This is a genomic window from Bradyrhizobium sp. th-b2 (genome assembly GCF_000426785.1).
Lineage (GTDB): Bacteria > Pseudomonadota > Alphaproteobacteria > Rhizobiales > Xanthobacteraceae > Bradyrhizobium > Bradyrhizobium septentrionale.
Genome location: NZ_AUGA01000024.1, coordinates 1 through 24,949 on the forward strand (window position 1 = coordinate 1; position 24,949 = coordinate 24,949).

Sequence of the window (24,949 nt, forward strand, 5' to 3'; positions counted from 1 at the left end):
ATGTCGATGTGGAAATAGCCGATCGGATAAGCCTTGAACTTTTTCTTCGGAGGCTTACTGCCTTCGACCTCCGGCAATCGACTGATGCCGTGGCGCTGGAGACAGCGATGCAGGGATGATCGCGTCAGATGTGGGATGGTCGGCTGAAGCGCATAGAGGCAATCGTCGATTGCGGCAATAGCGTATGCCGCCGGAAAGCAACAATGATCGCCTCCTCCTCGATGGAAAGCACGGTCGATTTGGCTTCCGTTGGGCCTGTCGGGAGATCGGCGACTGTCTCGCGCCCCTTCCACTTCGCGACGGTCTTTTGGTTGATCCCGTAGCGCCTGGCGAGCGCTCTCAGGCTCTCTTGACTATCTTGTATTGCTCGACGGATTGCCTCCGTCGTGGTGGCGCAGCCGTGTAAAACCTGTCCCATAGCGCATCCTTCGAATCGTGCGATAAGAATGCACCATCAAAGCTTGGGACTAAATACCTAGGCCGGGACGACAGCGGTGAATTTGGCGTCGTCGCAGAATCATTCCTGCGTTCGTTCAGCGGGACGACATCGGTGAGCTTGGCTCACGCCCTACTCCGCCATCTCGGCCGGTGCCGCAGCTGGCCCGGCGAGCGGGCGCTCTTCCATCGTGATCATGCAGATCGAAGCCGTGGTCAGCAGCGCGGCGGCGGCGCCGAACACGTAGCGGAACGCCGTGATCATGTCGGCCATCGGGATCGCGCTCACGGCGCCTGCGGCCGCAGCATGATGCTCGCCGTTGAGCGAAATATCGGGGCCCAAGGTCATCAGCAGGATCGTGGTGAAGGCGGCGACCGTGAAGGAAGCCATCATCGCGCGGAAGAAGTTCATCGCGCCGGTCACGGTGCCGACCTGCGGCCGCGCCACTGCGTTCTGCAGCGACACCACGCTGATCGGGAATGTGGTGCCGAGCCCGAGTGCGAACACGCTCATCAACAGCAGCAACCCCCACAGCGGCAGCGTCGTCACCGCCATGCCGACGGCGCAGATCGCAGCGACCGAGGTGCCGACGATCGCGACGCGCTTGTAGTGCCTGGCCTTCGCCATCGTCCGTCCGGCGATCGCCGCACCGAAGGTCGAGATCGCCGCGAGCGGGATCAGCGCAAGGCCGGCCTCGCTGGCGGTGAGGTGATAGACCACCTCGTAATACAGCGGCAGGTGCACGGTCAGGCCAACCATGGCGCCAAGCGCACAGCCGCCCGCGCCCATCGCGAACGGCACCACCGAGCCGCCGAGCAGCGACAACGGCAGGAACGGCTCGTCGGCCCGGCGCGCATGCCAGACGAAGGCGCCGGCGAGCGCGATCGAGGCGCCGATCATCGCCGTGATGGTCGGCGACAGCCAGGACAGACGGGTGCCGCCCCAGGTCAGCACCAGCATCAGCACGACGGCCGAGGCCATCAGCAGCACGCCGCCGAGCCAGTCGACCTTGCGCTTGCGGTGGAACACCGGGATCTTGCTCATCTTCGGCAGCAGCAGCGCCAGCGCCGCCGCGGCGAGCGGCAAATTGATCCAGAAGATCATCGACCAGTGCAGATGCTCGGCGAACACGCCGCCGACGACGGGGCCGAGAATGCCGCCGGCCATCCAGACGCTGGAGAAATAAGCCTGATAGCGGCCGCGCTCGCGCGGGGTCACCACGTCGGAGATCACGGTCTGGACAACCGGCATGATGCCGCCGCCGCCAAGCCCCTGCAGGCCGCGGGCAACGATCAGCATGGTGATGTTGGGCGCGATCGCGCACAGCACCGAGCCGACCACGAACAGGCTGAGCGAGGTGATGATCATGACGCGGCGGCCATAGATGTCGCTCAGCGTCCCGAACACCGGCGCCACCGCGGTGGAGGCGAGCAGATAGGCCGTGATCACCCAGGACAGATTGGTGACGTCGTGAAACTGGCGTCCGATCGTCGGCAGCGCAGTGGCGACGATGGTCTGGTCGAGCGCGGCCAGGAACATCGTCAGCATCAGGCTGATCACGATGGTGCGGACTTCATCCGGATTGAGCGGTGCCGGCGGCGCCAGCGGCGGCGCGTCGCTGAGTTCGATCACCTCGCTCGGGAGGCGGGACAGCTCTTCGGCAATGTCGTCGGGCAATGTCGCTTGGTCGGCAGGAATCCGGCTCTGCCGTTCATACTTGTTCATTTGAGGCGTAATGCTGCTGCGCGGGCTGATCCCGCGATGGAATCATTCTCTGCTTCGCAATTTATGCAGCAAATCGATGCTGAGGCAGGCACCCCAGCGCATGGGTGCATCCCGCCGCGACCTTCTCGCGATGACGTGATCGCGGCGCTCGTTGCGACGTCACGCCTTGGTCGTCTTGCCCAGCGCTTTCGGCCGCTTCTTCAGCCGTGCTTGCTTCGGCAACAATCCCGGCCAGCGCACGATATGATCCTCGAGATCGGCGTCGTTGACGTCGATCTCGGTGCCCTGCACCCGCCCGCGCACCGAGACGCCGGCTTCATGAACGGTGTTGGGATCGCCCGAGATCAAAGGGTGCCACCAATAGAGGTCCCGCCCCTCGGCCACGAGCCGGTAGCCGCAGCTCGGCGGCAGCCAGTTCAGGGTCCGGACGTTTTCGGGCGTCAGGCGGACGCAATCCGGAACCTGGTCGGAGCGGTTCGGATAGTCCTTGCAGGTGCACAGGCCGGCATCGAGCAGCTTGCAGGAGATATGGGTGAAATAGATCTTGCCGGTGTCCTCGTCCTCGAGCTTCTCCAGGCAGCAACGTGCGCAGCCGTCACACAGGCTCTCCCATTCGGCGTTAGACATCTGTTCCAACATCTTGGTTTTCCAGAAGAATCCCTCCTGGTCCGACGGGCGTTTGGGCGGTGCGGTCATGATATCCCTGACATGGCGGTGCAGCTCTTCTTGGGATGCCGGCGCCGGCTCCGCAAGGGGGTGCACCTGCGGGGTCGCAAAAGCCGGTGGGCAGCGTTAGGGCTTTCATTAAATTCACCAGCCGCGCCATTGGTTTATGGCAGCCGCTCGGATAGAACAACGAACGAGTCCCCAACGACGCAAAAGCGCCTTGGGATTGCCGCAACATCGAAGCAAGACGCTGGCCTGTGCCCGTTTTGGGCAGGCGCAGCGCTGTCGAACTGATCAAGGGTCCGGTCCGCCAGATCATGCCGTCGCATTGGAAACAGAAGGTCCGGAACTTCTTCCTGGACCTCGATGCGCGTATCGACTCGACGCTGTTCTCGTCGGGCAAGGGCCTGCGCGAGCTTTACGAACGCTATTCCACCTTCATGGACCGCTTCTATGTCGGCCGCTGGAAGCGCTGGGTGTTCATCGAGCCGCTGTCGGAAGCCGCGACCATCGGGCTCGGCGGCATGATCCTGATGCTGACGCTCGCGATCCCCGCCTTCCGCGAGACCGCCGACGAGGATTGGCTGAAGAAGTCCGATCTCGCGGTGACGTTCCTCGACCGCTACGGCAACCCGATCGGCAGCCGCGGTATCAAGCACAACGACTCGATCCCGCTGGAAGATTTTCCGGACAATCTGATCAAGGCGACGCTGGCGACCGAAGACCGCCGCTTCTACGACCATTTCGGCATCGACTTTCCGGGCCTCGCCCGCGCGCTCGTCACCAACGCGCAGGCCGGCGGCGTCCGCCAGGGCGGCTCGTCGATCACCCAGCAGCTCGCCAAGAACCTGTTCCTGAACAACGAGCGCACCATCGAACGCAAGGTGAAGGAAGCCTTCCTCGCGATCTGGCTCGAGACGCGCCTCACCAAGAACGAGATATTAAAACTCTATCTCGACCGCGCCTATATGGGCGGCGGCACTTTCGGCGTCGACGGCGCGGCGCATTTCTACTTCAACAAGTCGGTGCGCGACGTGAACCTCGCGGAGGCCGCGATGCTCGCCGGCCTGTTCAAGGCGCCGACCAAATACGCCCCGCACATCAACCTGCCCGCGGCACGCGCTCGCGCCAACGTCGTGCTCGACAATTTGGTCGATGCCGGCTTCATGACCGAGGGCCAGGTGTTCGGCGCCCGCCGCAATCCGGCGGTCGCGGTCGACCGGCGTGACGAGAATTCGCCGAACTACTATCTCGACTACGCCTTCGACGAGATGCGCAAGCTGGTCGACACCTTCCCGAAATCCTACACCGAGCGCGTCTTCGTGGTCCGCACCGCGATCGACATGAACGTGCAGAAGGCGGCCGAGGAAGCGATCGAGAATCAGCTCCGGCAGTTCGGGCGTGATTATCACGCGACGCAGGCGGCGACCGTGGTGTCCGATCTCGACGGCGGCATCCGCGCCATGGTCGGCGGACGCGACTACGGTGCGAGCCAGTTCAACCGCGCCGTCGACGCCTATCGGCAGCCCGGTTCGTCGTTCAAGCCCTACGTCTACACCACGGCGCTGCTGAACGGCTTCACGCCGAACTCGAAGATCGTCGACGGCCCGGTCTGCATCGGCAACTGGTGCCCGCAGAACTATGGCCACTCCTATTCCGGCTCGGTGACGCTAACGCAGGCAATCACCCGCTCGATCAACGTGGTGCCGGTCAAGCTTTCGATCGAGCTCGGCAAGAACATTGGCGGCCCGAAGGCCGGCCGCGCCAAGATCATCGAGGTCGCGCGCCGCTTCGGCCTCAAGGCGCCGCTGCCCGACACGCCGTCGCTGCCGATCGGCTCCGACGAAGTCACGGTGATCGAGCATGCGGTGGCGTATGCGACCTTCCCGAACCGCGGCAAGGCGGTGACGCCGCATTCGGTGCTCGAGGTGCGCACCGGCGCCGGCGACCTGGTGTGGCGCTGGGACCGCGACGGGCCGAAGCCGCGGCAGGCCATTCCGCCGAATATCGCCGCCGACATGGCCGGCATGATGAGCCACGTGGTCAGCGAAGGCACCGCGCGCCGCGCCGCGCTCGACGGCATTCCGACCGCGGGCAAGACCGGCACCACCAACGCGTATCGCGATGCCTGGTTCGTCGGCTACACCGGCAACTTCACCTGCGCGGTCTGGTACGGCAATGACGACTATTCACCGACCAACCGCATGACCGGCGGCTCGCTGCCGGCGCAGACCTGGCACGACATCATGGTCGCCGCGCATCAGGGTGTTGAGGTGAAAGAACTCAACGGCGTCGGCATGGGCCAGAAGCTGCCGCCGCAGCCGGTGCAGGCCAATGCCCAGGCCAACGCCGCGCCGCGCATATTGGAGACCAAGCCGGGTCCGCCGCCGGTGCTGACCAAACGCGGCGCCGACATCCTGGTGCGGGTCGAGAAGCTGCTCGACGACGCGGCCAAGACCGCCAACAAGACCACACTGAACGAGCCCTCGAAGGCCGGCAAGCCGGAATCCTCGAGCGCGCTGGCGTTCCCCGAAAATTACATTGCCGCGGCCGGGCCGGACGGCGCGACAACAATTCCTGCGCCACGCAAGAACTGACGTGCGGCTCCTCCTCACCACCCTGCTGGCCCTCGTCATCGCCACCGCCGTCGGCCTCGGCCTGACCTACGCGACGGCGACGCGCGGCACCGATCTCGGCACCTTGAAGATCGGCGCCTGGACTGCGCGGCCGAAAAACGGCACCTCCGACGTCGACCCCTATTCGCGCGCCACCATCGCGCGCAGCGGCGAATTGCCGATCGGCACCGGCGACGGCATCGCGTTCTCGGCGACATCAGACGACAAGAACAAACCGCTCGACGGCCGCTGCGACATCGTGGTCAGCGGCGTGACGCCGGCGGCGCGGTTCTGGACGCTGACGCTGTTCGACCGCAAGGGCCATCTGGTCGCCAACTCGCTGCAGCGCTACGGCTTCACCAGTCAGGAGATCATGCGCGCCTCCGACGGCACGTTCGAGATCCACATCGCCTCGCGCTCGCGCGCCGGCAACTGGCTGCCGACCGGCGGCATCGAGCGCTACGCGCTGATGCTGCGCCTCTACGACACGCCGGTCGGGGTCGCGACCCGCACCCAGCGCGACGCGCCGATGCCCTCGATCGCAACCACGGGCTGCCCATGATCCGGCTGCTGTTCACCATCCTCGCAGGCGTGCTGCTCGGCGGCGTGGTGCATCTTGTCAGCGTGCTGGCGCTGCCGCGCATCGCCTCGCAGGACGCCTATTCGCGGCTGACGCCGATGACCAAGCTCAACGAGGTGACGCAGCTGCCGCTGGCCGACCCGACCCACTCGCCGATGCCGCTGATGGATCCGGCGTTCGCGATGGCGATCTGCCGCTACGATCTCTCCAGCGCGCCGCTGAAGCTCACCGTGCCGGTCAGCCAGGCCTACACGTCGGTGTCGTTCTACACCCGCAACGAGGTCGCCTATTACGCCATCAACGACCGCTCCGCCGGCAAGAAGGTGATCGAGCTCTATTTGATGACCGAAGCGCAGCACAACGAGCTGCCGGAGGACGAGGAAGTCACCGCCGCCGACCGGCTGATCATCGACTCCCCGACATCAACCGGCCTGATCCTGCTGAAGGCGCTGGCGCCGGAGCCCGGCCTGATGCCGCAGGCGCAGGCCTCGCTCGCGGCCTCCTCCTGCAAGCCGCAAACCGAGCCGGTCGCGGCCAAGCAGGAGGCGCCGCCGCCGCTGCCCGCGCCGGCACCACCGCCCGCGGCGCGCAAGCGCTAGCTCGCCGCCAGCGCGTGCCGGCCGCAGCGGCAGGTCTCGTAGTCGACGGGATCGTGGCTGTTGACGATGGTGATGCTGGCGCCGTGCACAGCCTTCAATTGGCGCAGCCGCTCCTGGTTCTGGATGCGCGTCGCGCGATCCATGTCCGCGCGCCGCTGGAACATGCCGAGCACCAGCGGGATCCGCGGCCTGGCGTCGAGCTGGGCGTGATGGAAATAGGCATCGCCGGCGTGTAGCAGCCACCTGTCCTTGTAGCGCACCGCGATCCCGCAATGGCCGAGCGTGTGCCCCGGCAGCGGGATCATCAGGATATCCGGCTCGCGGTCGCCGAGCGCGCGCACGCCCTTGAAACCGAACCAGTCCTCGCCATCGGCGTCGTAGAACGCCCAGTCCGGCCCGTGCTGCCACTGTGCCGTGATGTAGCGTCCTTGCGGCGGCGCGACCTGATGCGTCACCGCCATGTCGTATTCGTTGCGATGGACATGCACCTTGGCCTTCGGAAAGTCCGGCACGCCGCCGGCATGGTCGCGATCGAGATGCGTCAGCAGCAGATGGCGCACGTCATCAGGCGAGAAGCCGAGCGCCTTCACCTGCTGGACGGCGGTCTCGGCTGGATCGAGCCGCGGCGTCGTCTGCCGCACCCATTTGCGTCCGAGCCGCGGCGGGTCGGCGATATCGCCGAGCCCGATCCCGGTGTCGACCAGCACGAGGCCGTCATTGCTCTCGACCAGCAGGCAGTGACAGACCATCCGCGCCCGCTGGAAGATGCTGCCGCTGCCGTTCACGAGCCGCTTGCCGATCGGGCACATGGTGCCGGTGTTGAGATGGTGGATGCGCATGACCAGTCCTCCGCTGAATTCAGCGCAGGCTTGCCACCCGCCTTTCCATAGGTAAAATATTGTCTCTCTATCTATACGATAGGATGTATCTATGGATATCCGCGAACTCCGCTATTTCGCCGCGGTCTACCGCGAGCGCAACCTGACCGCCGCGGCGAAGCGCTGCTTCATCTCGCAGCCGTCGATCTCGGCGGCGATCACCAATCTCGAGGCCGAGCTCGGCACCACTCTGTTCATCCGGCACAAGAAGGGCATGGCCCCGACCGAGTCAGCCGCGCAGTTTCACGGCATCGCCCGCAAGATCATCGACGAGGCGGACGCGGCGCGGAACCTGTTTCGCAAGCCCGCGACGCGGCAGGCGCTGACGCTCGGCCTGTTGCGGACGCTCGATCAGGCCCGCACCATCGCGCTGCTGAAGCCGTTGACGGGCCATGCCGACCTCGCGCTCCGGCTGGTCGGCGCCAATGAGAAGGCCGACGCGCGGATCGTCGCAAAAACCATGATCACCGCCGGCGAGCACTTCATCCCGCTCTGGAGCGAGCGCTATGTCGCGGCATTGCCGCCGTCGCATCCCCTGACGTTGAAGGAGACGCTCCGGACCACCGACTTCGCCGGCGTTTCGATGATCGATCGTTGCCATTGCGAGCAGCAGGAATTCTTCAAGCGCACGTCACCGCCCCGCAGACCGGTGGCGATCGCGGAATCCGAGGAATGGGCGATGGCGCTGGTGGCGGCCGGGGTCGGGGTTGCGATCGTCCCCGAAGGCGTGGCGCGCGGCAATCCTGATGTCGCGGTGCGGGCGCTCGATACCGACGTGACGCGCCAGGTCGGCCTCGCCTATCCCGCGGCCCACCCGCCATCGGATGCGCTGAAGGCGTTCATCGCGAGCCTGCCGCAGCAACCGAGCAGTCGCCGCGTCAGATCAACAACGAGGAAAGCGAAGCGGGCCTAGCCCTTCGTCACCACGGCCTGGCCGGCAACCGGCGCGGACACCAGCGGCGCATTGGCGGTGAGCCGGGCGAGTTCGTTGATCTGGCGTTCGGCGTCCGCGGCCATGCCGTCGGGCGCCTGGATCACCAGCCGCTCCAGCGCCCAGCGATAGGACGCGATCCGCCGCTCCAGGCTCTGCCCGACCCATTGCACGATCAGCGTGTTCTCTTCCATCCGCGCGACCGCATCAGCGCGCTCGCGCGGCGACACGTCCGCGATCATCTTGAGGCTGGCATTGCGCTTGCGGTCGAGCTCGATCACCTGGATCGCGACGGCGAAGAACGGCTCGAACCGGGTGATGTCGTCGCGGACCTCGTCGATCAAGAGCGAATAGCGCGAGGCGAATGAACGATGCGGCTCGTCGATCAGATTGCGGCCATACGCCGTGCGGTCGAACACGACCCTCTGCCGCCAGGGCGCAGGCAGCGGCTGGTAGTCGCCGAACACGCTCTTCCACGCCGGACGCGACAGCGGCGGCTCGATGAATTGGTAGGCGAGATCGCGCAGCTGACGTTCGTGTTCAGTGAGCTGGAATTGCGAGGCGTTCTTGCCGACGCTGCCGTTCGCCTCCGCACCCATCCAGCGATGCATGTCGTCGTTGCGGAAATCGGCGCGGGTGCGGCCGAAATCGCCGCCGCTGCAGCCCGCGAGCGCCGAGCCCGCCAGCAGCAGGATCAGCGCCGGGAATGGCCGCCACGCGGCGATCCGCTGCACAAGCTCCGGCATTGCACGATGCCCGCGATCAGGAGCGACGTCGGCGACGGCGGCCCTGCGCAGTGCCCTGCTCCGGTCCGCGATCACCACCGGTCTCCTCCGTCGTTCGCTCGATCCGGACGACGGGAAGGATCAGCACGGTCCCCATGCCTTCGCCGGCAGCACCGGCCATGCTCGGCCGCCGCGCAGCCGCATCCGCCGGAAACTCAACGATGGTGCCCATGTTCCGCTCTCTCTGGCCCCGCACGGACATGATTTGCCCCGCGCCTGCCGAGTTAAGAACGCGCATGGTTAATGACATCTTAAGCCGCCGATACGGACGGTTACGGATATGGCGCTGTGCCTTAATGGACACGCGCAAATGCGAGCATTCGCCTTCACGGCTTGTTTTCCTTAACCGGCTCTTAAAACAGCCTGCGTAGGCTCGCTGCCACAAGGTTTTCAAACCGATTCCTTACTGGCAAGTCGCGTACGCCCGAGATGAGCGCAGCTCCGTTATTTCCTGGTTTCGATGGGCTGATGACGCTCTCCCGCCGCGAGGGCGTCGACATCCGCCCCACTTTGCTGCGCGTCCTGACCGACCTCTATGTGCAGGCCAGCGCACACTCGGCGGACGAAGAGCGCCAGTTCGTCGAGCTGACCTCGCGCCTGATCGACGAGGTCGACGACGCGACACGCGCCGCCGTGCGCGCGCGGCTTGCGATCTATCCGGCAACGCCCGCTGGGATCATGGACAAGCTCGGGCTACGGCGCGGCGGTCCAGACCAGCCGATGCCGGCTGCCGGTCCAATTCCCGCGCCGTCACCGTCAGCGCTGCCCGCCAAGATTCCGACCGAAGCCGAGCTGCGGATGGCGGCGAGCCTCGCGATGCGGCCGAACGATGCCGCCGAGATCTCCGACATGTTCTTTGCCGCCAACGCGAAGGAACGCACGCAGATCCTGCACAATCTGCAGGAGACGCCGCTGAAGGCGGCGGCGCGGATTCCGGCCGCCCGCGCCACGCGGGCGATCCATATCCTGGAGATGGCGGCGTTTGCCGAAGACATCGATAATTTCACGCTCGAACTCGGCGAGGCGCTGATCCTGCCGTCGCGGATCGCTGCCGACGTGGTGAATGATCCCGGCGGCGAGCCGCTCGCCTGCGCAATGCGGGCGCTCGATGTGTCGAGCGCCGCGTTCCAGCGCATCCTGATGTTCCTCAATCCGGAAGCTGGCTCGTCGGTCAACTATGTCTACCGCCTGTCGCGGCTGTACGATCATCTGAGCGAGCGCTCGGCGCTGGTGATGCTGGCGGCGTGGCGCGGCTCGACCATGGCGGTGGCGCGCGCCAAGTATCGCTCGTCGCTCTACGACGATGAGCGCCATCGCGTGCGTGCAGCAGCCTCGCAGACGCGATCCGCGGTGCAGCCCGGCAGCGCGCCCGCCGTTCGCAACCAGAAGTCCGGAAGTTAGCCTTTCGCCAGATCGAGAAAGTGCCGCCCGGCGCGGTCCTCGGTCTCGACGATCCAGGCGTCGGGATCGAAGCGCAGCTCCTTGGTCAAGCGTTCCTCGACCGACGGCTCGGACACCGGCTGCGGTGCCGCCGGCACGAACAGCCGCTCCGCCGGACGGCTGTCGTCATAGACCGTCTGCGGCGCCGGCGCGTACAACATCGCGTTGCCGTCCATCAGCGCCACCTTGACGAAGACGGCACCGGCCTCCTCCGCGCCCTTCTTGCGGATCGCGCCGAACACGCCCTCGGTCTGGCAGCGGCGCAGATAGGCCGCCACCCAAATACTTGTTTTCAATCGCATGCGCAGACCTATAGGCCAGCGGCGTGACGCCGTCCAATCGCCGCACGCCAAACGGCGGGTTGACCGTCGCGCCGGCCGCTCATATCCTCAGCTTGCGGTGCAAGCCGCGCCCGGGTCCACGGGAAGGGTTGAACCCACTTGCAACATTGAAGCGGCAAATCAAGCCTTTGTGCAGCCGGTTTTGTGGACCATCGGCGTGATGCACGGAGGTTTCCATGGACCGATCGCGCGCGCGATTGAATCTCGAACATCTGAAGAAGCAGGCCAAGGAGCTGATCCGCCTTTACCGGCGGCAGACGCCAGAGGCTTACGCCCGTTTCCGCCACGCGCTTCCGGCCGCGGCCGGGCGCAGCGACGCCGACATCGCCGCACTCAATCTGCGGCTCCACGACGCGCAGTCCTGCGTGGCACGCGATCTTGGTTTTGCGTCGTGGCCGGACCTGCGGCGTTACGTCGAGACGCAATTGCCGCCCGGCAAAAGCAGGGACGATCGCGTGCGGCGATGGCTGCAGCTGGTCTATGCCGCCGACGTCGACGGCACCACCAATCGCGCCAATCCGCGCGTTGCGGTACGGATGCTCGCAGAGGATCCCGGTCTTGCCGCCGATGATCCCTATCTCGCCTGCGCCATTGGCGATGAAGAAACGATACGGCGCACCGCAGCCGATGATCCGGCATGGGTCAACCGTCCCGGTGGTCCGCTCAAGCTGCCGCCGCTGGTCGCGGTCACGCATTCCAGCCTGCTGCAGATTCCGGAATTTCAGCCGCGGCTGCATCGCTGCGCGCGCCTGTTGCTGCAGGCCGGTGCCGATCCGGACCAGCACATCGGCAGCCGCTGGCCGCCGGGATCGCTCGCTGCGCCCGATGACAGCAATCCGCTGTCGGCCCTGTATGGCGCCGCGGGGCGCAATCACGATCTCGAGCTGACCAGGCTTTTGCTCGAAGCGGGCGCCAATCCCAACGACAATGAATCGCTGTACCACTCGCTGGAAGGTTTCGTGACGACCGGCGTGTTGCTCGCGCATGGCGCACGGATCGCCGGCACCAATTCGATGTACAAGGTGCTCGACGACGAGAACGTGGCGGCGCTCGAATTGCTGTTGCAGCATGGCGGAGATCCAAACGAGCCCGCCCGCAACGCGCCGTTGACCGATTGCGGCTCGCCGCTGATGTGGGCGATCCGGCGGCGGCGGTCGCGGACGTGCATCGCGGCCTTACTCGACGCGGGCGCCGACCCGCACATCACGACACCGGACGGTCTCAGCGCCTACCGTTACGCCCTGCAATTCGGACTGACCGAGGTCGCCGAGCTGCTGCGGGAGCGCACCGGTGCCGAGACGCTGGCCGATGACGAACGCTTCGTCGCAGCGTGCAGCAGCGGCGACGCGCGTGAAGCGCGGCGGATCCAGGCCAGCCGGCCCGACCTTCCCGGCGCGCTTTCACCACAGCAATTGCGCCTGCTTCCGGAGCTCGCCGCGGCAGGCGGCGACGACGCGGTGCGGCTGATGGTCGAGCTGGGCTGGCCCATCACGGTGCGCGGCGGCGACTGGGATGGCTCGGCGCTCAATCACGCCGTATTCCGCGGCAACGCCGCGCTGACGCGCTTCCTGCTCGAGCACGGCGCGGAGTGGACCGAGCAGCACGGCTTTGGCGACAACGCGTCCGGCAGCCTGTCGTGGGCCTCCTGCAATGAGCCGGTCAGCGGCGGCGATTGGGTGGGCTGCGCGCACGCCCTGCTCGATCACGGCATGCCACGCGCCGTCCCGGATCGCGACGATCCGGAATGGGTGCTGCTTGCCGGCCGGAAGAAGCTGTTCTCCGACGAGGTCAGGGACGTTCTGCTGGGCGAAGCTGTCTGACGACAGTTCAACGCGTCGAGGAGAGACGTCATGGCCGGATGACACCCGGCCATGACGAGAGGACAAAGCCTAGTCGATCGAATGCCCAATCATCACGCTGAGTTCGTGCACCAGGCGATCGGACATCTGCCCGGTCACCGGCAGCTTGCGGGCGCGCTCGAACTTCGCGATTGCAGTCTGCGTGTCCGCGCCGATCGTTCCGGTCGGCTTGAGCTGGCCGTAGCCATATTCGGTCAGCGTACGCTGGACCGCCGCGATGCGCTTGCCCGCCGGGCTCAGATGCGACGTCGGGATCGGTGCCGGCGGACGAATGACGCTCGACGGTGCGGCGGCCGGCGGCGCGGCGGTCGACTTCATCACCAGGCTCGCCATCGGATCGACCGGCTTCGCTTCAACCGGCTTGGGTTCGGCGGATCTTGCTTCAACGGATTTGGATTCGACTGGCCTCGCTTCAACCGCTTTGGTCTCCACCGGCTTCACCTCGACCGGCCGGGGCGGCTCCAGGGCAGCGGCGGCCTCCGCCGGGCGCGGGCGCGGCAACGGACTGGCGGCCGCTACGGGCGGTGCCGGCGGCAGCGTCACGACCGAACCGCCGAACATCGGCGACGGATGGCGGCCGGCCTGCAGGAACAGCGCATTGATCAGGATTGCAACGATGGCGGAAACGGCCAGCACACCCGCGACGAGATCCTTCGGACTGTGCAGCAGCAGACGCAGCACGAGGCCACGTTCCTCGGCCGCGATGGCCACTGCCTTGGCGCCGCGGCGACGGCGCGGCGTTTCATCGTCATCCAAAGTCTGTCTAGGCACTCTTCTTCACCTGATGGGTTTGCTCTTGTAATCCGGACCGCAGCGCGGGCTTCAGGGTCGAGACATTGCTGGACGGCTCGACGGCGGCCGGCGGGGTGAACGCCAGCGGCAGCGCGACTGACACAATTGTGCCCTCGCCGACCTTGCTCTCCAGGTTCATTTCGCCGTTATGCAGGCCCACCAGTCCCTTGACGATGGACAGGCCAAGGCCGGTGCCTTCGTGGCGGCGCTGATAGGTCTTGCCGGCCTGGAAGAACGGATCGCCGATCCGCTTGAGATCGTCTGCGGCGATGCCGACGCCGGTGTCCGAGACACACAGCAGCAGGCGCGATCCCTCGACGGCGGCCGATACCGTCACCTTGCCGCCGCGCTCGGTGAACTTGATGGCGTTGGAGACCAGATTGAGGACGATCTGCTTGAACGCGCGCGGATCGCCGTTCACGATCGGCAGATCGTCGGGCACCCGGGTGACGAGGTCGACACCGCTCTCGCGTGCCTTCAGCGCCACCAGATTGCAGCAATTGAGCAGCGCCGGCCGCGGCGCAAACGGCTCCGGCGAAATCTCGAAATTGCCGGACTCCATCTTCGACATGTCGAGGATGCCGTTGACGACGGACAACAGATGCTGGCCGGAGTCGTTGATGAGCTGCGCGTATTCCTTGCGGCGGGCCGCATCGAGCCCGAGCACGTCTTCCTGCGCGATCATCTCGGAGAAGCCGATGATGGCGTTGAGCGGGGTCCGCAGTTCGTGGCTCATGGTGGCGAGGAAGCGCGTCTTCGAGGCATCGGCCTGCTCGGCCGCGTTGCGCGCCTGTTCCAGCGCCTGCTCCTGCACCTTGCGATCGGTAACATCGCGGATCACCGCGACGACCTCGGCATCGGTGGCGGTCTGCTCCAGCGGACGGCAGCGCATCTCGGCCCAGATGAATTCGGCGGTCTCGCCGCGCGCGGCGTCGCGGCGCACCCGGAACTCGACGCTGCGGGACTCGCCGCGTGCCGCGTCCGACAGCGCGGTGAGATAGGCCGGGCGATCGGCGACATGAACGCGGTCGAACAGGCCATGGCCCAACAGCCGCGATGCCGGCACGCCGAGCATGATCTCGGCCCCAGGCGAAATGAAGCGTACCGCGCCGTTGCGGCTGTGCCGCGACAGCACGTCGCTCATGTTGTGCGCGAGCAGGCGGTAACGTTCTTCCTCGACATAGAGCAGCGCCACGCTGGTGCGCGCCAGCGATTCTGCGCCGAAGGCGAGCCCGGCCGCATAGAAGATCGCCGACACGACGCCGAAGCCGATCAGCGTGCCGTTGGTCGCGACCGCGGGATCGGCGACCGGCAACAGGTGATAATGGCCGAGCACGCTGAGCAACGCCGCACAGATCATCGCGAGCGCGAACGCAAAGGCGACCACGCGCCGCGAGGCCGACAATGCGGCCTCGATCGGAATCACGACGAGCCAAACCGTGGCGAACGACGCGATGCCGCCGGTGGACGCCGCGATCATCATCACGAGACCCGCGAGCGCCAGCGACGACAGCACATGCGCGCCTTCATAGCGGCCGGTGCGCGACAGGAACCATGACAGCAGGATCGGCGCGATCAGCCAGGCAAATGCCGCGACCTCGATCGCTGTGGGCGCACCGCGCATCGCCAGGAAGGCCGGAAAGGAAGCGAGCGCCGCCAGGCTGCCGAGCAGCCGCGGCGCCATGAAGGCACGATGGCGCGCACGCGTCAGCGCATCATATTGCGCCGACGGATGCAGCAGCGCATCCAGGCAATCGCGGATCAGACTCAAACTACTCACAGCACTCGCGCTTCGGCTTAGTCGTCAGACAGACGCGCCGGAACGCCTCCTTGGTGATTGCAGGTCAACGTGTCAGAGCGAACTTAAGCGAACGCTAAGGCAATGCGGCCTGCTGCCAAACACCGTGCATTGGCGAGGCTTTGACGCAGCCATTCACCGCCCATTTGTCGGGGATGGTGAACGACTGGTTTCCGGATACGACGATCTATGGTTTCGAAAGGGTGGACGCAGCGCATTCTGCGCATCCGGCGCTCATCAGCCGCCATCAATCGAATATTTACGGCGAATCAATTGAGGCGAATTTTCCGCGATTTTTCGGCGGATTTACCTCAATGCAGATACTTCCGATTTATCGACCGCTGCTAAGCCTGAGGGCAATTGCGGCATCGACCGCCCAAGAAGCAAAAGACAAGATAGACGACCGGGATCGCGCCATGTTCTTCCTGCTGCGTTTGGCATTCTGGCTCGGGCTTGTGCTCGTGCTGCTGCCGAGAGACAAAACACCCGAAGCGGACAAGGTGCCGCAGATCAACGCGTCGGACGCGGTGTCGGCCGCGACGGCGACGATCAACGACATGGGCCAGTTCTGCAAGCGCCAGCCGTCCGCCTGCGAAGTCGGCGGCCAGGCCGCGACCGCGATCGGCCAGCGCGCAACCGACGGCGCGCGCAAGCTCTACCAGCTCATCACCGACAAGAAGCCGCCTGATCACACCGGCTCGATCGGCGGAGACGATACCGCGTCAGCCCTTGCCACATCCCGCGACACGCTGACAGCGGACGATCAGACGATCGAATTCCGCCTGCCGCCGACGCCGTAGGCGCAAAATGAGAGCGTTTTCGAGCGAAGTGGGTACCGGTTCGCGTCAAGAAAACAGGTCGAAACAATAATAGCCGCGGAACCGGTTCCATTTTCGTCGCTTTCGCGGCCCGCCTTCCCTATATAAGCCGTTAAGGATAGGACGCTGGCCACGATGACGACGATCGACGAAATCAGGGACAATTTTGCGCTGCTGGACGAGTGGGACGACCGCTACCGCTACGTCATCGAGCTCGGCCGCACGCTCGAGCCGTTGTCGGAAGCGGAGCACTCGGCCGAGAACAAGGTGCAGGGCTGCGTCAGCCAGGTCTGGCTGTCGAAACGGGTCGAGCGCGATGCCAATGGCAAACCCCGCCTGATCTATGTCGGCGACAGCGATGCCCACATCGTGCGCGGCCTGGTCGCGATCGTGCTGACGCTGTTTTCCGGGCATACGCCGAAGGACATCCTCGCCACCGATGCGCTCGCGCTGTTCGACGAATTCGGCTTCCGCGACCATCTGACGCCGCAGCGTTCCAACGGTCTCCGCTCGATGGTCGATCGCATCCGCAACGATGCGCGCGAGGCGCTGGCGTCCGCGGCGTAGGCTCCTACTTCCGCTTCCGGGTCTGCTGGCCCAGTCCCATCTTCTTGGCGAGTTGCGACCGCGCCACCGCGTAGTTCGGCGCCACCATCGGATAATCCGCCGGCAGACCCCATTTGTCGCGATATTGCTCCGGCGTCATGTTGTACTGGGTGCGCAGATGGCGCTTGAGCGACTTGAAGCGCTTGCCGTCTTCGAGACACACCAGATATTCCGGCGTGATCGACTTCTTCATCGACACCGCAGGCCTGGCCGGCTCGCTCGGCGTGTCGCTGCGCCCACTGGACACCCGCAGCAAGGCGGCGTGGACCTGGCTGATCAGGTTCGGAATTTCCGAGGCCGGCGTCGGATTGTTGCTGAGATAGGCCGAAACGATGCTTGCGGTCAGCTCGACCGGTGTTTTGCCTGAGATATCGGACATGGCTCAATCTTCCCCGTGCTAGCGACGGCCCGGCGCCCACCGGACAGTATCCATGTGCAGCAATACATAAATGGAATCGCGTACTACTTGGCGAATATGAGCGGATTGCAGCAAGCCTGACAAGAACGGCCGAATTTTAGGCTTCACGCCGGCGGCTCGCAAGTATTGGCGCGGATCTACGGCCGCTGCTCGAGATGCGACCTGAGCTCGTCGATCGAGGCGAACCGCATCATGCCCTCGGGCATCTGCGCTTCGATCGATCCGTCCGAATAGAGCGAATAGGCCATGCCGTCGACGACGCCCGATTTGAGCACGGTGACCGGGGGCTGCTCCTGCGGCGCCGGCGGATGGCCTGATGACGGCGACGGCGCGGCGGCGGCGGCCGACTGGGTCTCGCCGAAGGTGGACGGCCGGGGCGTACGCCGCGGGGCGACATCGACCGATCTCGGCCGCTCGGCCTTCGGCCAGGCATCATCGAAGGTTGCCGGCGCAGGTTCGGCCGCAGCGGCCGGATTCGGACGCAGTTCCGGCGACAACAGATCCGGCGTGAGCGGCTCGGCAGCGCGCCCCTGGGTTCTGTCGCGCTCCTTCCGCGAGGACGAGAACAAGAGGTTGCGCCGCTTGGGCGGCCCTTCGCCGTCCGCGGGCGTTGCGCCCGGCACGGGCGGCGGCACCTCGCCCGACGCGCCACGCTGGGGGATTTCGTCGTGCCAGGGCGGCGGCGCCGCGGGCGCGGATGGCTGGACCGATGGAGCCAGCGGCGGAGGCGCCGCGACCTTCGGCTCACGCGACGGCGGGAACACCGGATCGTCGGCGGCATTACGCGGGGAAGTTGAAGACGGCGACGGGCCCCCGGACCGGATACCCGCGGCAACAACCGCGTCGAGCCGTCCGCCCATGGCCTGGAGCTCGCGAACGACTGCGGCGAGGCCCAGGACGATCGCGCCCGAGCATACACCGGTCACGCCGACCAGGATCATGGTGCTGCCGAAGCTGAACTCCTTGTCCTGGATTCCCAAGCCGACCGCCGCCAAGCCTGCCAAAACCAGGCCCGCACCGACGACCAACAGACCAACCTTCATCGAACTAACCCCCGGGAGACCCGACCGAAAATCGGCGCGAGCCACCGACGCCACGATACCGTCATAGTGCCCACACCGCCAACCGCCAATTGTAGGCAGAGTTCCCTAACATCCCGCTTAACCGGCGCGGCGCACGGCTGATCGCGCTCCAAACGACTGCGCCGCAGCACAGCTCCCGTAAATTTACTGACGACGAATTGCTGCCAATATATTGCAATGCATCTGGGAAATTACGCCACAATTACCAATTACTTGGAAACGGAACTGCGCTATGGATGCCGGGGAATGAGGCCCTAGAGCGCCAAACAGGGCCACAGGCACGCCGGTACCACTAGCTATGTCATCGATTACGACGTCTGCATTCGAGGCGCCTGCGCGGCGCTCGATGGAGAAGACCTGCGACGATCTCGCATTCCTCGTCCTCGGCGTGGTCGCCGTGGTCGCCGGTCTCACATTCCGCGATTACGGCCTGGGCTGGGACGATTACACCCACGCTGAATACGCCGACCTGCTGTTGCGCATGTACGGGTCCGGGTTCAAGGACACCGGCGCGCTGTCGTTTGCCAACCTCTATATGTACGGCGGCGGCTTCGATATGGCCGCTGCCCTGCTGCACAAGATCATCCCGCTCGAACTGTTCGAGACGCGCCGCCTGCTCGGCGCGATCGTCGGCGTGATCGGCCTCGCCGTAACCTGGCGCCTGGCGCGCCGCGTCGGTGGTCCGCTGGCGGGACTTGCGGCGCTCTTGCTGCTGGCGCTGTGCCCGACCTTCTACGGCCACATGTTCATGAATCCGAAGGATGCGCCGTTCGCCGTGGCGATGGTGATCCTGATCATGGGCCTCGTCCGCCTGATGGAAGAATATCCGGCGCCCTCGCCGCGCACGATCCTGATCGTGGGCTTAGGGGCCGGCCTGTCGATCGGCTGCCGCGTCCTCGGCGGGCTCGCATTGATCTACGCCGTCGTCGGCTTCGCTCCGCTCTGGATCGAGGAACTCCGCAAGCAGGGCGCGCGCGAGGCGACCCATCGCTTTGCCCATGTCATCTATGTGCTGCTGCCGGGGCTTGTGTTCGGCTATCTCGTGATGGGCCTGATCTGGCCGTGGTCGATCATGGAGCCCGGGCATCCGTTCGAAGCGGTGACCTATTTCTCGCACTTCTTCGAGAAACCGTGGAAGGAGATGTTCGACGGCGCGCTGGTGTCGGTGCCGGACATGCCGTGGTCCTATCTGCCCACTTTGTTCGCGCTGCAGCTGCCCGAAGTGATGCTGGTGCTGCTGACCGCAGCCATCGTCATCACCTTCATGTCACTGTCGCGCGCCGAGGTGCCGGCGAAGCGCAAGTCGATCATGCTGATGCTGACGCTGGCGGCGACGCTGCCGCTGGTGATCGCGATGGTGAAGCGGCCGGCGCTCTACAACGGCATCCGCCATTTCATCTTCGTGATCCCGCCGATGGCGGTGCTCGCCGGCGTCGCATTCGCCCGCGGCATGGACTGGCTCGGCGAGAACCGCCGCGCCTGGCAGCCTGCGGCGCTCGCCGTGTTCGCGTTCGGCCTGCTGCTGCCGCTCAGCGAAATGATCCGCCTGCATCCCTATCAGTACACGCACTTCAACCACATCGCCGGCACGGTGCGGACCGCGGACAACTTCTTCATGCTGGACTATTGGGGCCTGGCGCTGAAGCAGGCCTCCGACGGGCTGCGTGAGCAGCTGGCGGAGCGGCAGGAAGTGCCGCCGCAGCATCGCAAGTGGAAGGTCGCGGTGTGCGGACCGCAACGCCCCGCGCAGGTCGCGCTCGGGCCCGACTTCACGATCGGCTGGGACAGCAATGCCGCCGACTTCGCCATGACGCTCGGCGAATTCTACTGCAAGGGCCTCACCGCGCCTGTGATGGTCGAGATCAAGCGCGACGACGTCGTGTTCGCCCGCGTCTACGACATCCGCGGCCGCAGCATCTCGAGCCTGCTGGCGATCCCGGCGCCGTAGCGTACGATACCGGGACCGCCTAGAGCGTTTTCGAGCGAAGTGGACACCGGTTCGCGTGAAGAAAACGCGTCAAAACAAAAAGCTAGAGCTTCGGTTCTGATCCAATCAGAACCGAAAATGCCCTAGCCTCGCGTGGCACGCTTTGTCGTGCCGGCCTTCGAAGCCGAAGCCGTCGCCTTCCGCGCTTGCTCGATCAGCAGCTGCGCAGCCGGATGAAGCAGCCGGCGCTTCAACGTGACAATGGCGACCGGCAAGGGCTTTCCGAGCGACACCGGCAAGCCCGTTAGCGACCAGCGTTCGGCATTGAACTGCAGCAATGAAGCCGGCACCGGTGTAAGATACTGACCGGTCGCCATCAGCTGCATGCGCAACTGCATCGAATAGGTCGTGACGCCCAATCGCGGCACCGGAAGTCCCTGCGCGCTGAACGCGCCGCTCACGAGGTCGCGCACCGCCGTACCCGGCGGCGCAAGAATCCAGGATTCATCGGTCAGATCCCCGAGGGTGAGCTGCCTGCGCCGGGCGAGACGATGGTTCGTGCCGGCGGCAACCACGATTGGCTCGTCATAGAGAACGTCGACCTTCAGATCGTCGTCGCGCACCGGGCCGACCTTGCGCTCGCGCAACTCGCGAAATTCCATCGCAGCCGTATTCGCCTCGAGAACGTGAACGACAATGCGCGGATATTGCTCGGCGAGTCCGGCAATGACGGCCGAAAGAAGCCCGCCGGAGATATAGGATTCCGACGTTCCGACCCATACCTCGCCCTTGCCGGGATCGGACAGAAACTCGATGTCCTTGATGCCCTGCGCCAGCGCGTCGAACGCCTCGGTGCCGCGCCGGAGCAGCGCCTCGCCATAGGCGGTCGGCGACACACCGCGCGGTGAACGGTCGAGCAAGCGGACACCTAGCGCGGCTTCGAGATCCGCGATGGCCTGCGAGATCGCCGGCTGGGTGAGCCGAAGCTCCGCAGCCGCCTTCGCCATGCTGCCAAGCTTGGTGACCGACGCCAGCACATGCAGGTCGCGCAGACGAAGCCGGCGGCCGATACGCTGTTCCCAATCCGTGAGTTTCCCAACCATCAGATATTATTATACCCCTATGCGATATTTCGCCATTCTGATTATAGCCCTGTCGCAGCAAGGTGACGGCCGTTGAGCACCAACATGCTCGCCCCTCTCGACGGAGACCGCCATGACACCGACTTCGAAATTCGCGCGCGTCACTTCCGCGGCCGTGAGCCTCGGCTTCCTCGCATTGTCCGGCCTGCACGCACAAGGCACGGCTTCTGCGCCCGCCTATGTCGTCAACGAGGTCGACGTGACCGATCAGGCGGGCTTTGCCACTTACGCCAAGCGGCAGGGCGAACTGATCGACAAATTCGGCGGCCGCTTCCTGGCGCGCGGCGGGAAGGCCGAAGCCGTCGCCGGAACTCCGCTGCCGCATCGTATTACGATCTATATCTTCGACAGCCTGGCAAAGGCGCAGGCCTGGCACGATGCGCCCGAGCAAGCCGAGCTCGCGGCGATCCGCGACAAAGCCGCGAACTTCCGGTCCTTCATTGTCGAGGGCTGCTCGGCCTGCAAGCCGCCGGCCAGCTGACGATGACCCGGGGCCGTCGACCAGACGGCCCCGTTGCGCGGGAGCAGCACAATGTCTGATCTGAAGCCCCTCGCTATCGAGAGACTGACGGGCGACAGCGCAATATCCATTGCGGCGATCGAGCGGGAGTTGGGTTTCGTGCCTGACCTGATGCGCGTGCTCTCGCATTCGCGGGCGGCCCTGCGCGGCTACCTCGCACTGCGCGCCGCCTTGAAGGGCGGAGTGCTGCCGGCAGCCTTGCGCGAACGGATCGCCATTGCGGTCGCCAACACAAACGGTTGCAACTCCTGCCTTGTCAACCACCGCCACCTTGCGCGTTGCGCCGACGTCAGCGATCAGGAGCTCGATGCGGCAACAGCATTCGGCTCGCGGGACCGGGCTGCGGCCGCGGTCTTGCGGTTCACCAAGGCTGTGATTGCTGCGCGCGGCGGTGTCGATGCCGTGGAGTTCGCGGCCGTCCGCGACGCGGGATTCGGCGACGCCGAGATCGTCGAGATCGCTACGGTGATCGGCGCGAACATGCTGGCGAACTTCGTCAACAATCTCGCACATTCCGCGCGAAACGCCGCCGACGCATGACTGCCACCCCGCCCGTGCCTTGCTGGGGGAAGCACACGGGTCTATCCTTCCCAGACAACCAATATTCACGGGAGACCCCACCCATGTCGCCGGCCGAAGCACGCTTGAAGGAAATTCCGTCCGGCATGACGGACGCGGAGTGGCAACAGCGGGTCAATCTCGCCGCCTGCTACCGGCTGGTCGCGCTCTACGGCTGGGATGATCTGGTCGATACCCACATCTCGGCACGCGTGCCCGGACCCGAGCATCACTTCCTGATCAACCCCTACGGGCTGATGTTCGACGAGATCACCGCCTCCAGCCTGGTCAAGGTCGACCTCGACGGCAACCAGCTCTCGCAGAGCGACTACAGCATCAACCCGGCCGGCTTCACCATTCATTCGGCGATCCACGAGGTGCGCGAGGACGCCGGCTGCGTGCTCCATCTGCACACCGTCGACGGCACCGCGGTGTCGTCGAGCCCGGAGGGACTGCTGCCGCTGAACCAGACCGCGCAGCTCGTCACCCACGACCTCGCCTATCACGACTATGAAGGCATCGCGCTCGATCACGACGAGCGCCCGCGCCTGCAGCGCGATCTCGGCGGCAAGAACCACATGCTGCTGCGCAATCACGGCACGCTGACGGTCGGCCGCTCGGTCGCCTCCGCCTTCGAGCGGATGTACCATTTGGAGCGTGCCTGCTCGATGCAGGTGGCGACCCGCGCACTTGGCCCGATCGCCTATCCGGTCGAGGCGGAGGCGATCGACAAGAACACCGAGCTCTTGTCCAACCCGGACCGCGCCGAACTGCGTTCGACCCAGCTCGTCTGGCCGCCGCTGCTGCGCAAGCTCGACCGGGTGAACCCCGGCTACCGCGATTGAAATTTCACAATCTTCGGGTAAACTGTTCGCCAACACCCTCTGCACGTTCGGAATCAAAACGCCGCCCAATTCCGGGCGGCGTTTTTACGTGCGGGGCGCCTCGCGCTATTTGGCGTCGGCGAACGCCGCCAGAATCCGCGCCCAGGAGCGGATGCCCTTGTGGTAGCTCTTGAGGTCGTACTTCTCGTTCGGCGAATGGATGTTGTCGTCGTCGAGCCCGAAGCCGACCAGCACGCTGTCGAGGCCGAGCGTGCGCTTGAAGTCGGCGACGATCGGGATCGAGGCGCCGGAGCCGACCAGCAGCGCCTCCTTGCCCCATTCATCGGTCAGCGCGCGGCGGGCGGCCGCGAGCGGCTTCATGTTCCAGTCGAGCGCAATCGCCGGCGCTGAGGAATGATCGGTGAACTCGGCCTTGCAATCCGCCGGCACGCGCGCCTTCACGTAGTCGCGGAACGCCTGGCGGATCTTCTCGGGATTCTGTCCCTCGACCAGGCGGAACGAGACCTTCGCCGACGCCTCGGCGGGGATCACCGTCTTCGAGCCCTCGCCGGTGTAACCGCCGACGATGCCGTTGATGTCGCAGGTCGGGCGCGAGGAGACCTGCTCGATCAGGAGCCGGTCCTTTTCGCCGGCCGGCAGCGAGAGGCCGATCGGCTTCAGGAAGCTGTCCGGCGTCAGGTTGAGCTGCTTCCACTGCGCCAGAATGTCCAGCGGCAGATCCTTCACGCCGTCATAGAAGCCGGGAATGGTGATGTGGCCGTTCTCGTCATGCAGGCCGCCGAGGATCCGCGTCAGCACGCGGATCGGGTTCTGCGCGCCGCCGCCGAACACGCCGGAATGCAGGTCGCGGTTGGCGGCCTTGATCTTGACCTCGTCATAAACCAGGCCGCGCAGCGACGTCGTGATCGCCGGCGTGTTGGGGTCCCACATGCCGGTGTCGCAGACCAGTGCGAAGTCGGCCTTGAGGTCATCCTTGTTCGCCTCCAAGAACGGCACGAAATTCTTCGAGCCGATCTCCTCCTCGCCTTCGATGACGATGGTGATGTCGACCGGTAGCGATCCCGTCACGTTCTTCCAGGCACGGCATGCCTCGACGAAGGTCATCAGCTGTCCCTTGTCGTCCTCGGCACCGCGCGCGACGATGATCTTGCGCCCGTCGGCATGGTCGGTCACCACGGGCTCGAATGGCGGACGGTGCCAGAGATTCAAGGGATCGACCGGCTGCACGTCGTAATGGCCGTAGAACAGCACATGCGGACGGCCGTCGGTCGAGCCGTTCAGCTTGCCGACCACGGCCGGATGGCCCGCCGTCGGCCGCACCTCGGTCTTGAAGCCGAGGGTTGCGATATCCTTGGCGAGATGCTCGGCGGCAGCCTTGCAGTCATTGGCGAAGGCCGGATCGGCCGAGATCGATTTGATCCGCAGGAGCGTGAACAGCCGCTCCAGACTGTTGTCGAAATCGGCGTCGATGCGGTCGAGGACGGGCTGCAGCTTGGCATTGGACATCGCGGATATCCTATTGGTTGGACGTTGCGCCAACTTGTAGCGCGCCGGCCGCCGGAGGCAAAGCCGCTCCCGCGCTCCACCC

24 protein-coding genes and 1 pseudogene are annotated in these 24,949 nt (G+C 65.5%); 12 read left to right on the forward strand and 13 right to left on the reverse strand.

Features of this window, described 5'->3' with window-relative positions:
* The 3 genes and pseudogenes from K359_RS53130 to K359_RS0126675 form a co-directional block, all read right to left on the reverse strand.
* A pseudogene (locus tag K359_RS53130) lies at positions 1-418 on the reverse strand (IS481 family transposase); the annotation flags it as partial.
* Positions 419-568: 150 nt separating this feature from the next.
* The gene (locus K359_RS0126670) at positions 569-2,161 is read right to left on the reverse strand and encodes an MDR family MFS transporter (RefSeq protein ID WP_029082047.1); all 1,593 of its coding nucleotides are present in this window, start codon (positions 2,159-2,161) and stop codon (positions 569-571) included.
* A gap of 159 nt (positions 2,162-2,320) precedes the next feature.
* Positions 2,321-2,857, reverse strand: a complete 537-nt coding sequence (locus K359_RS0126675) for a YcgN family cysteine cluster protein (RefSeq protein ID WP_029082048.1) — start codon at positions 2,855-2,857, stop codon at positions 2,321-2,323.
* Positions 2,858-3,144: 287 nt separating this feature from the next.
* Here K359_RS0126675 and K359_RS0126680 point away from each other — a divergent pair, with 287 nt between their 5' ends.
* Genes K359_RS0126680 through K359_RS0126690 form a run of 3 tightly spaced genes read left to right on the forward strand, consistent with a single transcriptional unit; the run spans position 3,145 to position 6,621 of the window.
* Positions 3,145-5,424 carry a transglycosylase domain-containing protein gene (locus K359_RS0126680; protein ID WP_029082049.1) on the forward strand — a complete coding sequence of 760 codons (2,280 nt, stop codon included), beginning with the start codon at positions 3,145-3,147 and terminating at the stop codon, positions 5,422-5,424.
* Between the two features lies 1 nt (position 5,425).
* Complete coding sequence (locus K359_RS0126685; RefSeq protein ID WP_029082050.1) at positions 5,426-6,004, forward strand: DUF1214 domain-containing protein; 579 nt, start codon at positions 5,426-5,428, stop codon at positions 6,002-6,004.
* On the forward strand, positions 6,001-6,621 hold the full coding sequence (locus K359_RS0126690) for a DUF1254 domain-containing protein (RefSeq protein ID WP_029082051.1): 621 nt from the start codon (positions 6,001-6,003) through the stop codon (positions 6,619-6,621). Before K359_RS0126685 ends, K359_RS0126690 begins: the two co-directional genes overlap by 4 nt.
* Here K359_RS0126690 and K359_RS0126695 read toward each other — a convergent pair.
* Positions 6,618-7,460: an MBL fold metallo-hydrolase gene (locus K359_RS0126695; RefSeq protein ID WP_029082052.1), complete on the reverse strand. Its 843-nt coding sequence runs from the start codon at positions 7,458-7,460 to the stop codon at positions 6,618-6,620. The genes K359_RS0126690 and K359_RS0126695 overlap by 4 nt on opposite strands.
* Before the next feature lie 91 nt (positions 7,461-7,551).
* On the opposite strand from K359_RS0126695, the gene K359_RS0126700 reads away from it, so the two are divergent.
* Positions 7,552-8,412: a LysR family transcriptional regulator gene (locus K359_RS0126700; RefSeq protein ID WP_029082053.1), complete on the forward strand. Its 861-nt coding sequence runs from the start codon at positions 7,552-7,554 to the stop codon at positions 8,410-8,412.
* On the opposite strand, the gene K359_RS0126705 is transcribed toward K359_RS0126700, so the two are convergent.
* Complete coding sequence (locus tag K359_RS0126705; RefSeq protein WP_029082054.1) at positions 8,409-9,176, reverse strand: hypothetical protein; 768 nt, start codon at positions 9,174-9,176, stop codon at positions 8,409-8,411. The two genes, K359_RS0126700 and K359_RS0126705, sit on opposite strands and share 4 nt — an antisense overlap.
* Before the next feature lie 16 nt (positions 9,177-9,192).
* A complete protein-coding gene (locus tag K359_RS0126710) occupies positions 9,193-9,387 on the reverse strand; it encodes a hypothetical protein (protein ID WP_029082055.1) in 195 nt (64 codons plus the stop codon).
* Positions 9,388-9,683: 296 nt separating this feature from the next.
* Here K359_RS0126710 and K359_RS0126715 point away from each other — a divergent pair, with 296 nt between their 5' ends.
* Positions 9,684-10,616 (forward strand): DUF2336 domain-containing protein, encoded by a 933-nt coding sequence (locus K359_RS0126715; RefSeq protein ID WP_156928683.1) that lies wholly within the window; start codon positions 9,684-9,686, stop codon positions 10,614-10,616.
* Here K359_RS0126715 and K359_RS0126720 read toward each other — a convergent pair.
* Positions 10,613-10,957 (reverse strand): DUF1491 family protein, encoded by a 345-nt coding sequence (locus tag K359_RS0126720; RefSeq protein ID WP_029082057.1) that lies wholly within the window; start codon positions 10,955-10,957, stop codon positions 10,613-10,615. The two genes, K359_RS0126715 and K359_RS0126720, sit on opposite strands and share 4 nt — an antisense overlap.
* 215 nt (positions 10,958-11,172) lie before the next feature.
* Here K359_RS0126720 and K359_RS0126725 point away from each other — a divergent pair, with 215 nt between their 5' ends.
* Entirely contained in the window at positions 11,173-12,816 is a 1,644-nt protein-coding gene (locus K359_RS0126725; RefSeq protein ID WP_029082058.1) for an ankyrin repeat domain-containing protein, read from the forward strand.
* A 69-nt stretch (positions 12,817-12,885) separates the two neighbouring features.
* On the opposite strand, the gene K359_RS0126730 is transcribed toward K359_RS0126725, so the two are convergent.
* Both K359_RS0126730 and K359_RS0126735 read right to left on the reverse strand, forming a co-directional pair.
* The gene (locus K359_RS0126730) at positions 12,886-13,626 is read right to left on the reverse strand and encodes a peptidoglycan-binding domain-containing protein (protein WP_029082059.1); all 741 of its coding nucleotides are present in this window, start codon (positions 13,624-13,626) and stop codon (positions 12,886-12,888) included.
* A complete protein-coding gene (locus K359_RS0126735) occupies positions 13,619-15,427 on the reverse strand; it encodes an ATP-binding protein (protein ID WP_035977191.1) in 1,809 nt (602 codons plus the stop codon). The genes K359_RS0126730 and K359_RS0126735 overlap by 8 nt, the downstream gene beginning before the upstream one ends.
* 434 nt (positions 15,428-15,861) lie before the next feature.
* Here K359_RS0126735 and K359_RS0126740 point away from each other — a divergent pair, with 434 nt between their 5' ends.
* Both K359_RS0126740 and K359_RS0126745 read left to right on the forward strand, forming a co-directional pair.
* On the forward strand, positions 15,862-16,245 hold the full coding sequence (locus K359_RS0126740; protein WP_029082061.1) for a DUF5330 domain-containing protein: 384 nt from the start codon (positions 15,862-15,864) through the stop codon (positions 16,243-16,245).
* Positions 16,246-16,398: 153 nt separating this feature from the next.
* Positions 16,399-16,830: a SufE family protein gene (locus K359_RS0126745; protein ID WP_029082062.1), complete on the forward strand. Its 432-nt coding sequence runs from the start codon at positions 16,399-16,401 to the stop codon at positions 16,828-16,830.
* 4 nt (positions 16,831-16,834) lie between these two features.
* Here the strand turns inward: K359_RS0126745 and K359_RS0126750 are convergent, their stop codons facing one another.
* Together K359_RS0126750 and K359_RS0126755 are read right to left on the reverse strand one after the other, a co-directional pair.
* Positions 16,835-17,248: a MucR family transcriptional regulator gene (locus K359_RS0126750; protein ID WP_029082063.1), complete on the reverse strand. Its 414-nt coding sequence runs from the start codon at positions 17,246-17,248 to the stop codon at positions 16,835-16,837.
* 176 nt (positions 17,249-17,424) lie between these two features.
* On the reverse strand, positions 17,425-18,330 hold the full coding sequence (locus K359_RS0126755; protein WP_029082064.1) for a hypothetical protein: 906 nt from the start codon (positions 18,328-18,330) through the stop codon (positions 17,425-17,427).
* Between the two features lie 337 nt (positions 18,331-18,667).
* Here K359_RS0126755 and K359_RS0126760 point away from each other — a divergent pair, with 337 nt between their 5' ends.
* Positions 18,668-20,317: a glycosyltransferase family 39 protein gene (locus K359_RS0126760; RefSeq protein ID WP_029082065.1), complete on the forward strand. Its 1,650-nt coding sequence runs from the start codon at positions 18,668-18,670 to the stop codon at positions 20,315-20,317.
* Between the two features lie 122 nt (positions 20,318-20,439).
* Here K359_RS0126760 and K359_RS0126765 read toward each other — a convergent pair whose 3' ends face one another.
* Positions 20,440-21,399, reverse strand: coding sequence for a LysR family transcriptional regulator (locus tag K359_RS0126765; RefSeq protein ID WP_035977192.1), 960 nt, complete (start codon positions 21,397-21,399; stop codon positions 20,440-20,442).
* A gap of 112 nt (positions 21,400-21,511) precedes the next feature.
* On the opposite strand from K359_RS0126765, the gene K359_RS0126770 reads away from it, so the two are divergent.
* The 3 genes from K359_RS0126770 to K359_RS0126780 all read left to right on the forward strand — a co-directional run bounded on the left by K359_RS0126770 (position 21,512) and on the right by K359_RS0126780 (position 23,361).
* Positions 21,512-21,919, forward strand: a complete 408-nt coding sequence (locus K359_RS0126770; RefSeq protein WP_051346433.1) for a DUF1330 domain-containing protein — start codon at positions 21,512-21,514, stop codon at positions 21,917-21,919.
* Positions 21,920-21,970: 51 nt separating this feature from the next.
* Positions 21,971-22,498: a carboxymuconolactone decarboxylase family protein gene (locus tag K359_RS0126775; RefSeq protein WP_029082068.1), complete on the forward strand. Its 528-nt coding sequence runs from the start codon at positions 21,971-21,973 to the stop codon at positions 22,496-22,498.
* Positions 22,499-22,581: 83 nt separating this feature from the next.
* Positions 22,582-23,361: a class II aldolase/adducin family protein gene (locus tag K359_RS0126780; protein ID WP_029082069.1), complete on the forward strand. Its 780-nt coding sequence runs from the start codon at positions 22,582-22,584 to the stop codon at positions 23,359-23,361.
* Between the two features lie 105 nt (positions 23,362-23,466).
* Here the strand turns inward: K359_RS0126780 and K359_RS0126785 are convergent, their stop codons facing one another.
* Positions 23,467-24,867: a M20/M25/M40 family metallo-hydrolase gene (locus K359_RS0126785; RefSeq protein ID WP_029082070.1), complete on the reverse strand. Its 1,401-nt coding sequence runs from the start codon at positions 24,865-24,867 to the stop codon at positions 23,467-23,469.
* Between the last annotated feature and the right edge of the window lie 82 nt (positions 24,868-24,949).

What these genes read in the sequence shown, in the direction of transcription:
- K359_RS0126680 (WP_029082049.1), top strand. Translation starts at nt 3,145, where the DNA reads ATGCCGTCGCATTGGAAACAGAAGGTCCGGAACTTCTTCCTGGACCTC.
- K359_RS0126705 (WP_029082054.1), bottom strand. Translation starts at nt 9,176, where the DNA reads ATGCCGGAGCTTGTGCAGCGGATCGCCGCGTGGCGGCCATTCCCGGCG.
- K359_RS0126740 (WP_029082061.1), top strand. Translation starts at nt 15,862, where the DNA reads ATGTTCTTCCTGCTGCGTTTGGCATTCTGGCTCGGGCTTGTGCTCGTG.
- K359_RS0126720 (WP_029082057.1), bottom strand. Translation starts at nt 10,957, where the DNA reads ATGCGATTGAAAACAAGTATTTGGGTGGCGGCCTATCTGCGCCGCTGC.
- K359_RS0126770 (WP_051346433.1), top strand. Translation starts at nt 21,512, where the DNA reads ATGACACCGACTTCGAAATTCGCGCGCGTCACTTCCGCGGCCGTGAGC.
- K359_RS0126780 (WP_029082069.1), top strand. Translation starts at nt 22,582, where the DNA reads ATGTCGCCGGCCGAAGCACGCTTGAAGGAAATTCCGTCCGGCATGACG.
- K359_RS0126690 (WP_029082051.1), top strand. Translation starts at nt 6,001, where the DNA reads ATGATCCGGCTGCTGTTCACCATCCTCGCAGGCGTGCTGCTCGGCGGC.
- K359_RS0126695 (WP_029082052.1), bottom strand. Translation starts at nt 7,460, where the DNA reads ATGCGCATCCACCATCTCAACACCGGCACCATGTGCCCGATCGGCAAG.
- K359_RS0126775 (WP_029082068.1), top strand. Translation starts at nt 21,971, where the DNA reads ATGTCTGATCTGAAGCCCCTCGCTATCGAGAGACTGACGGGCGACAGC.
- K359_RS0126715 (WP_156928683.1), top strand. Translation starts at nt 9,684, where the DNA reads ATGACGCTCTCCCGCCGCGAGGGCGTCGACATCCGCCCCACTTTGCTG.
- K359_RS0126725 (WP_029082058.1), top strand. Translation starts at nt 11,173, where the DNA reads ATGGACCGATCGCGCGCGCGATTGAATCTCGAACATCTGAAGAAGCAG.
- K359_RS0126760 (WP_029082065.1), top strand. Translation starts at nt 18,668, where the DNA reads ATGTCATCGATTACGACGTCTGCATTCGAGGCGCCTGCGCGGCGCTCG.
- K359_RS0126745 (WP_029082062.1), top strand. Translation starts at nt 16,399, where the DNA reads ATGACGACGATCGACGAAATCAGGGACAATTTTGCGCTGCTGGACGAG.
- K359_RS0126700 (WP_029082053.1), top strand. Translation starts at nt 7,552, where the DNA reads ATGGATATCCGCGAACTCCGCTATTTCGCCGCGGTCTACCGCGAGCGC.
- K359_RS0126755 (WP_029082064.1), bottom strand. Translation starts at nt 18,330, where the DNA reads ATGAAGGTTGGTCTGTTGGTCGTCGGTGCGGGCCTGGTTTTGGCAGGC.
- K359_RS0126750 (WP_029082063.1), bottom strand. Translation starts at nt 17,248, where the DNA reads ATGTCCGATATCTCAGGCAAAACACCGGTCGAGCTGACCGCAAGCATC.
- K359_RS0126710 (WP_029082055.1), bottom strand. Translation starts at nt 9,387, where the DNA reads ATGGGCACCATCGTTGAGTTTCCGGCGGATGCGGCTGCGCGGCGGCCG.
- K359_RS0126765 (WP_035977192.1), bottom strand. Translation starts at nt 21,399, where the DNA reads ATGGTTGGGAAACTCACGGATTGGGAACAGCGTATCGGCCGCCGGCTT.
- K359_RS0126785 (WP_029082070.1), bottom strand. Translation starts at nt 24,867, where the DNA reads ATGTCCAATGCCAAGCTGCAGCCCGTCCTCGACCGCATCGACGCCGAT.
- K359_RS0126675 (WP_029082048.1), bottom strand. Translation starts at nt 2,857, where the DNA reads ATGACCGCACCGCCCAAACGCCCGTCGGACCAGGAGGGATTCTTCTGG.
- K359_RS0126670 (WP_029082047.1), bottom strand. Translation starts at nt 2,161, where the DNA reads ATGAACAAGTATGAACGGCAGAGCCGGATTCCTGCCGACCAAGCGACA.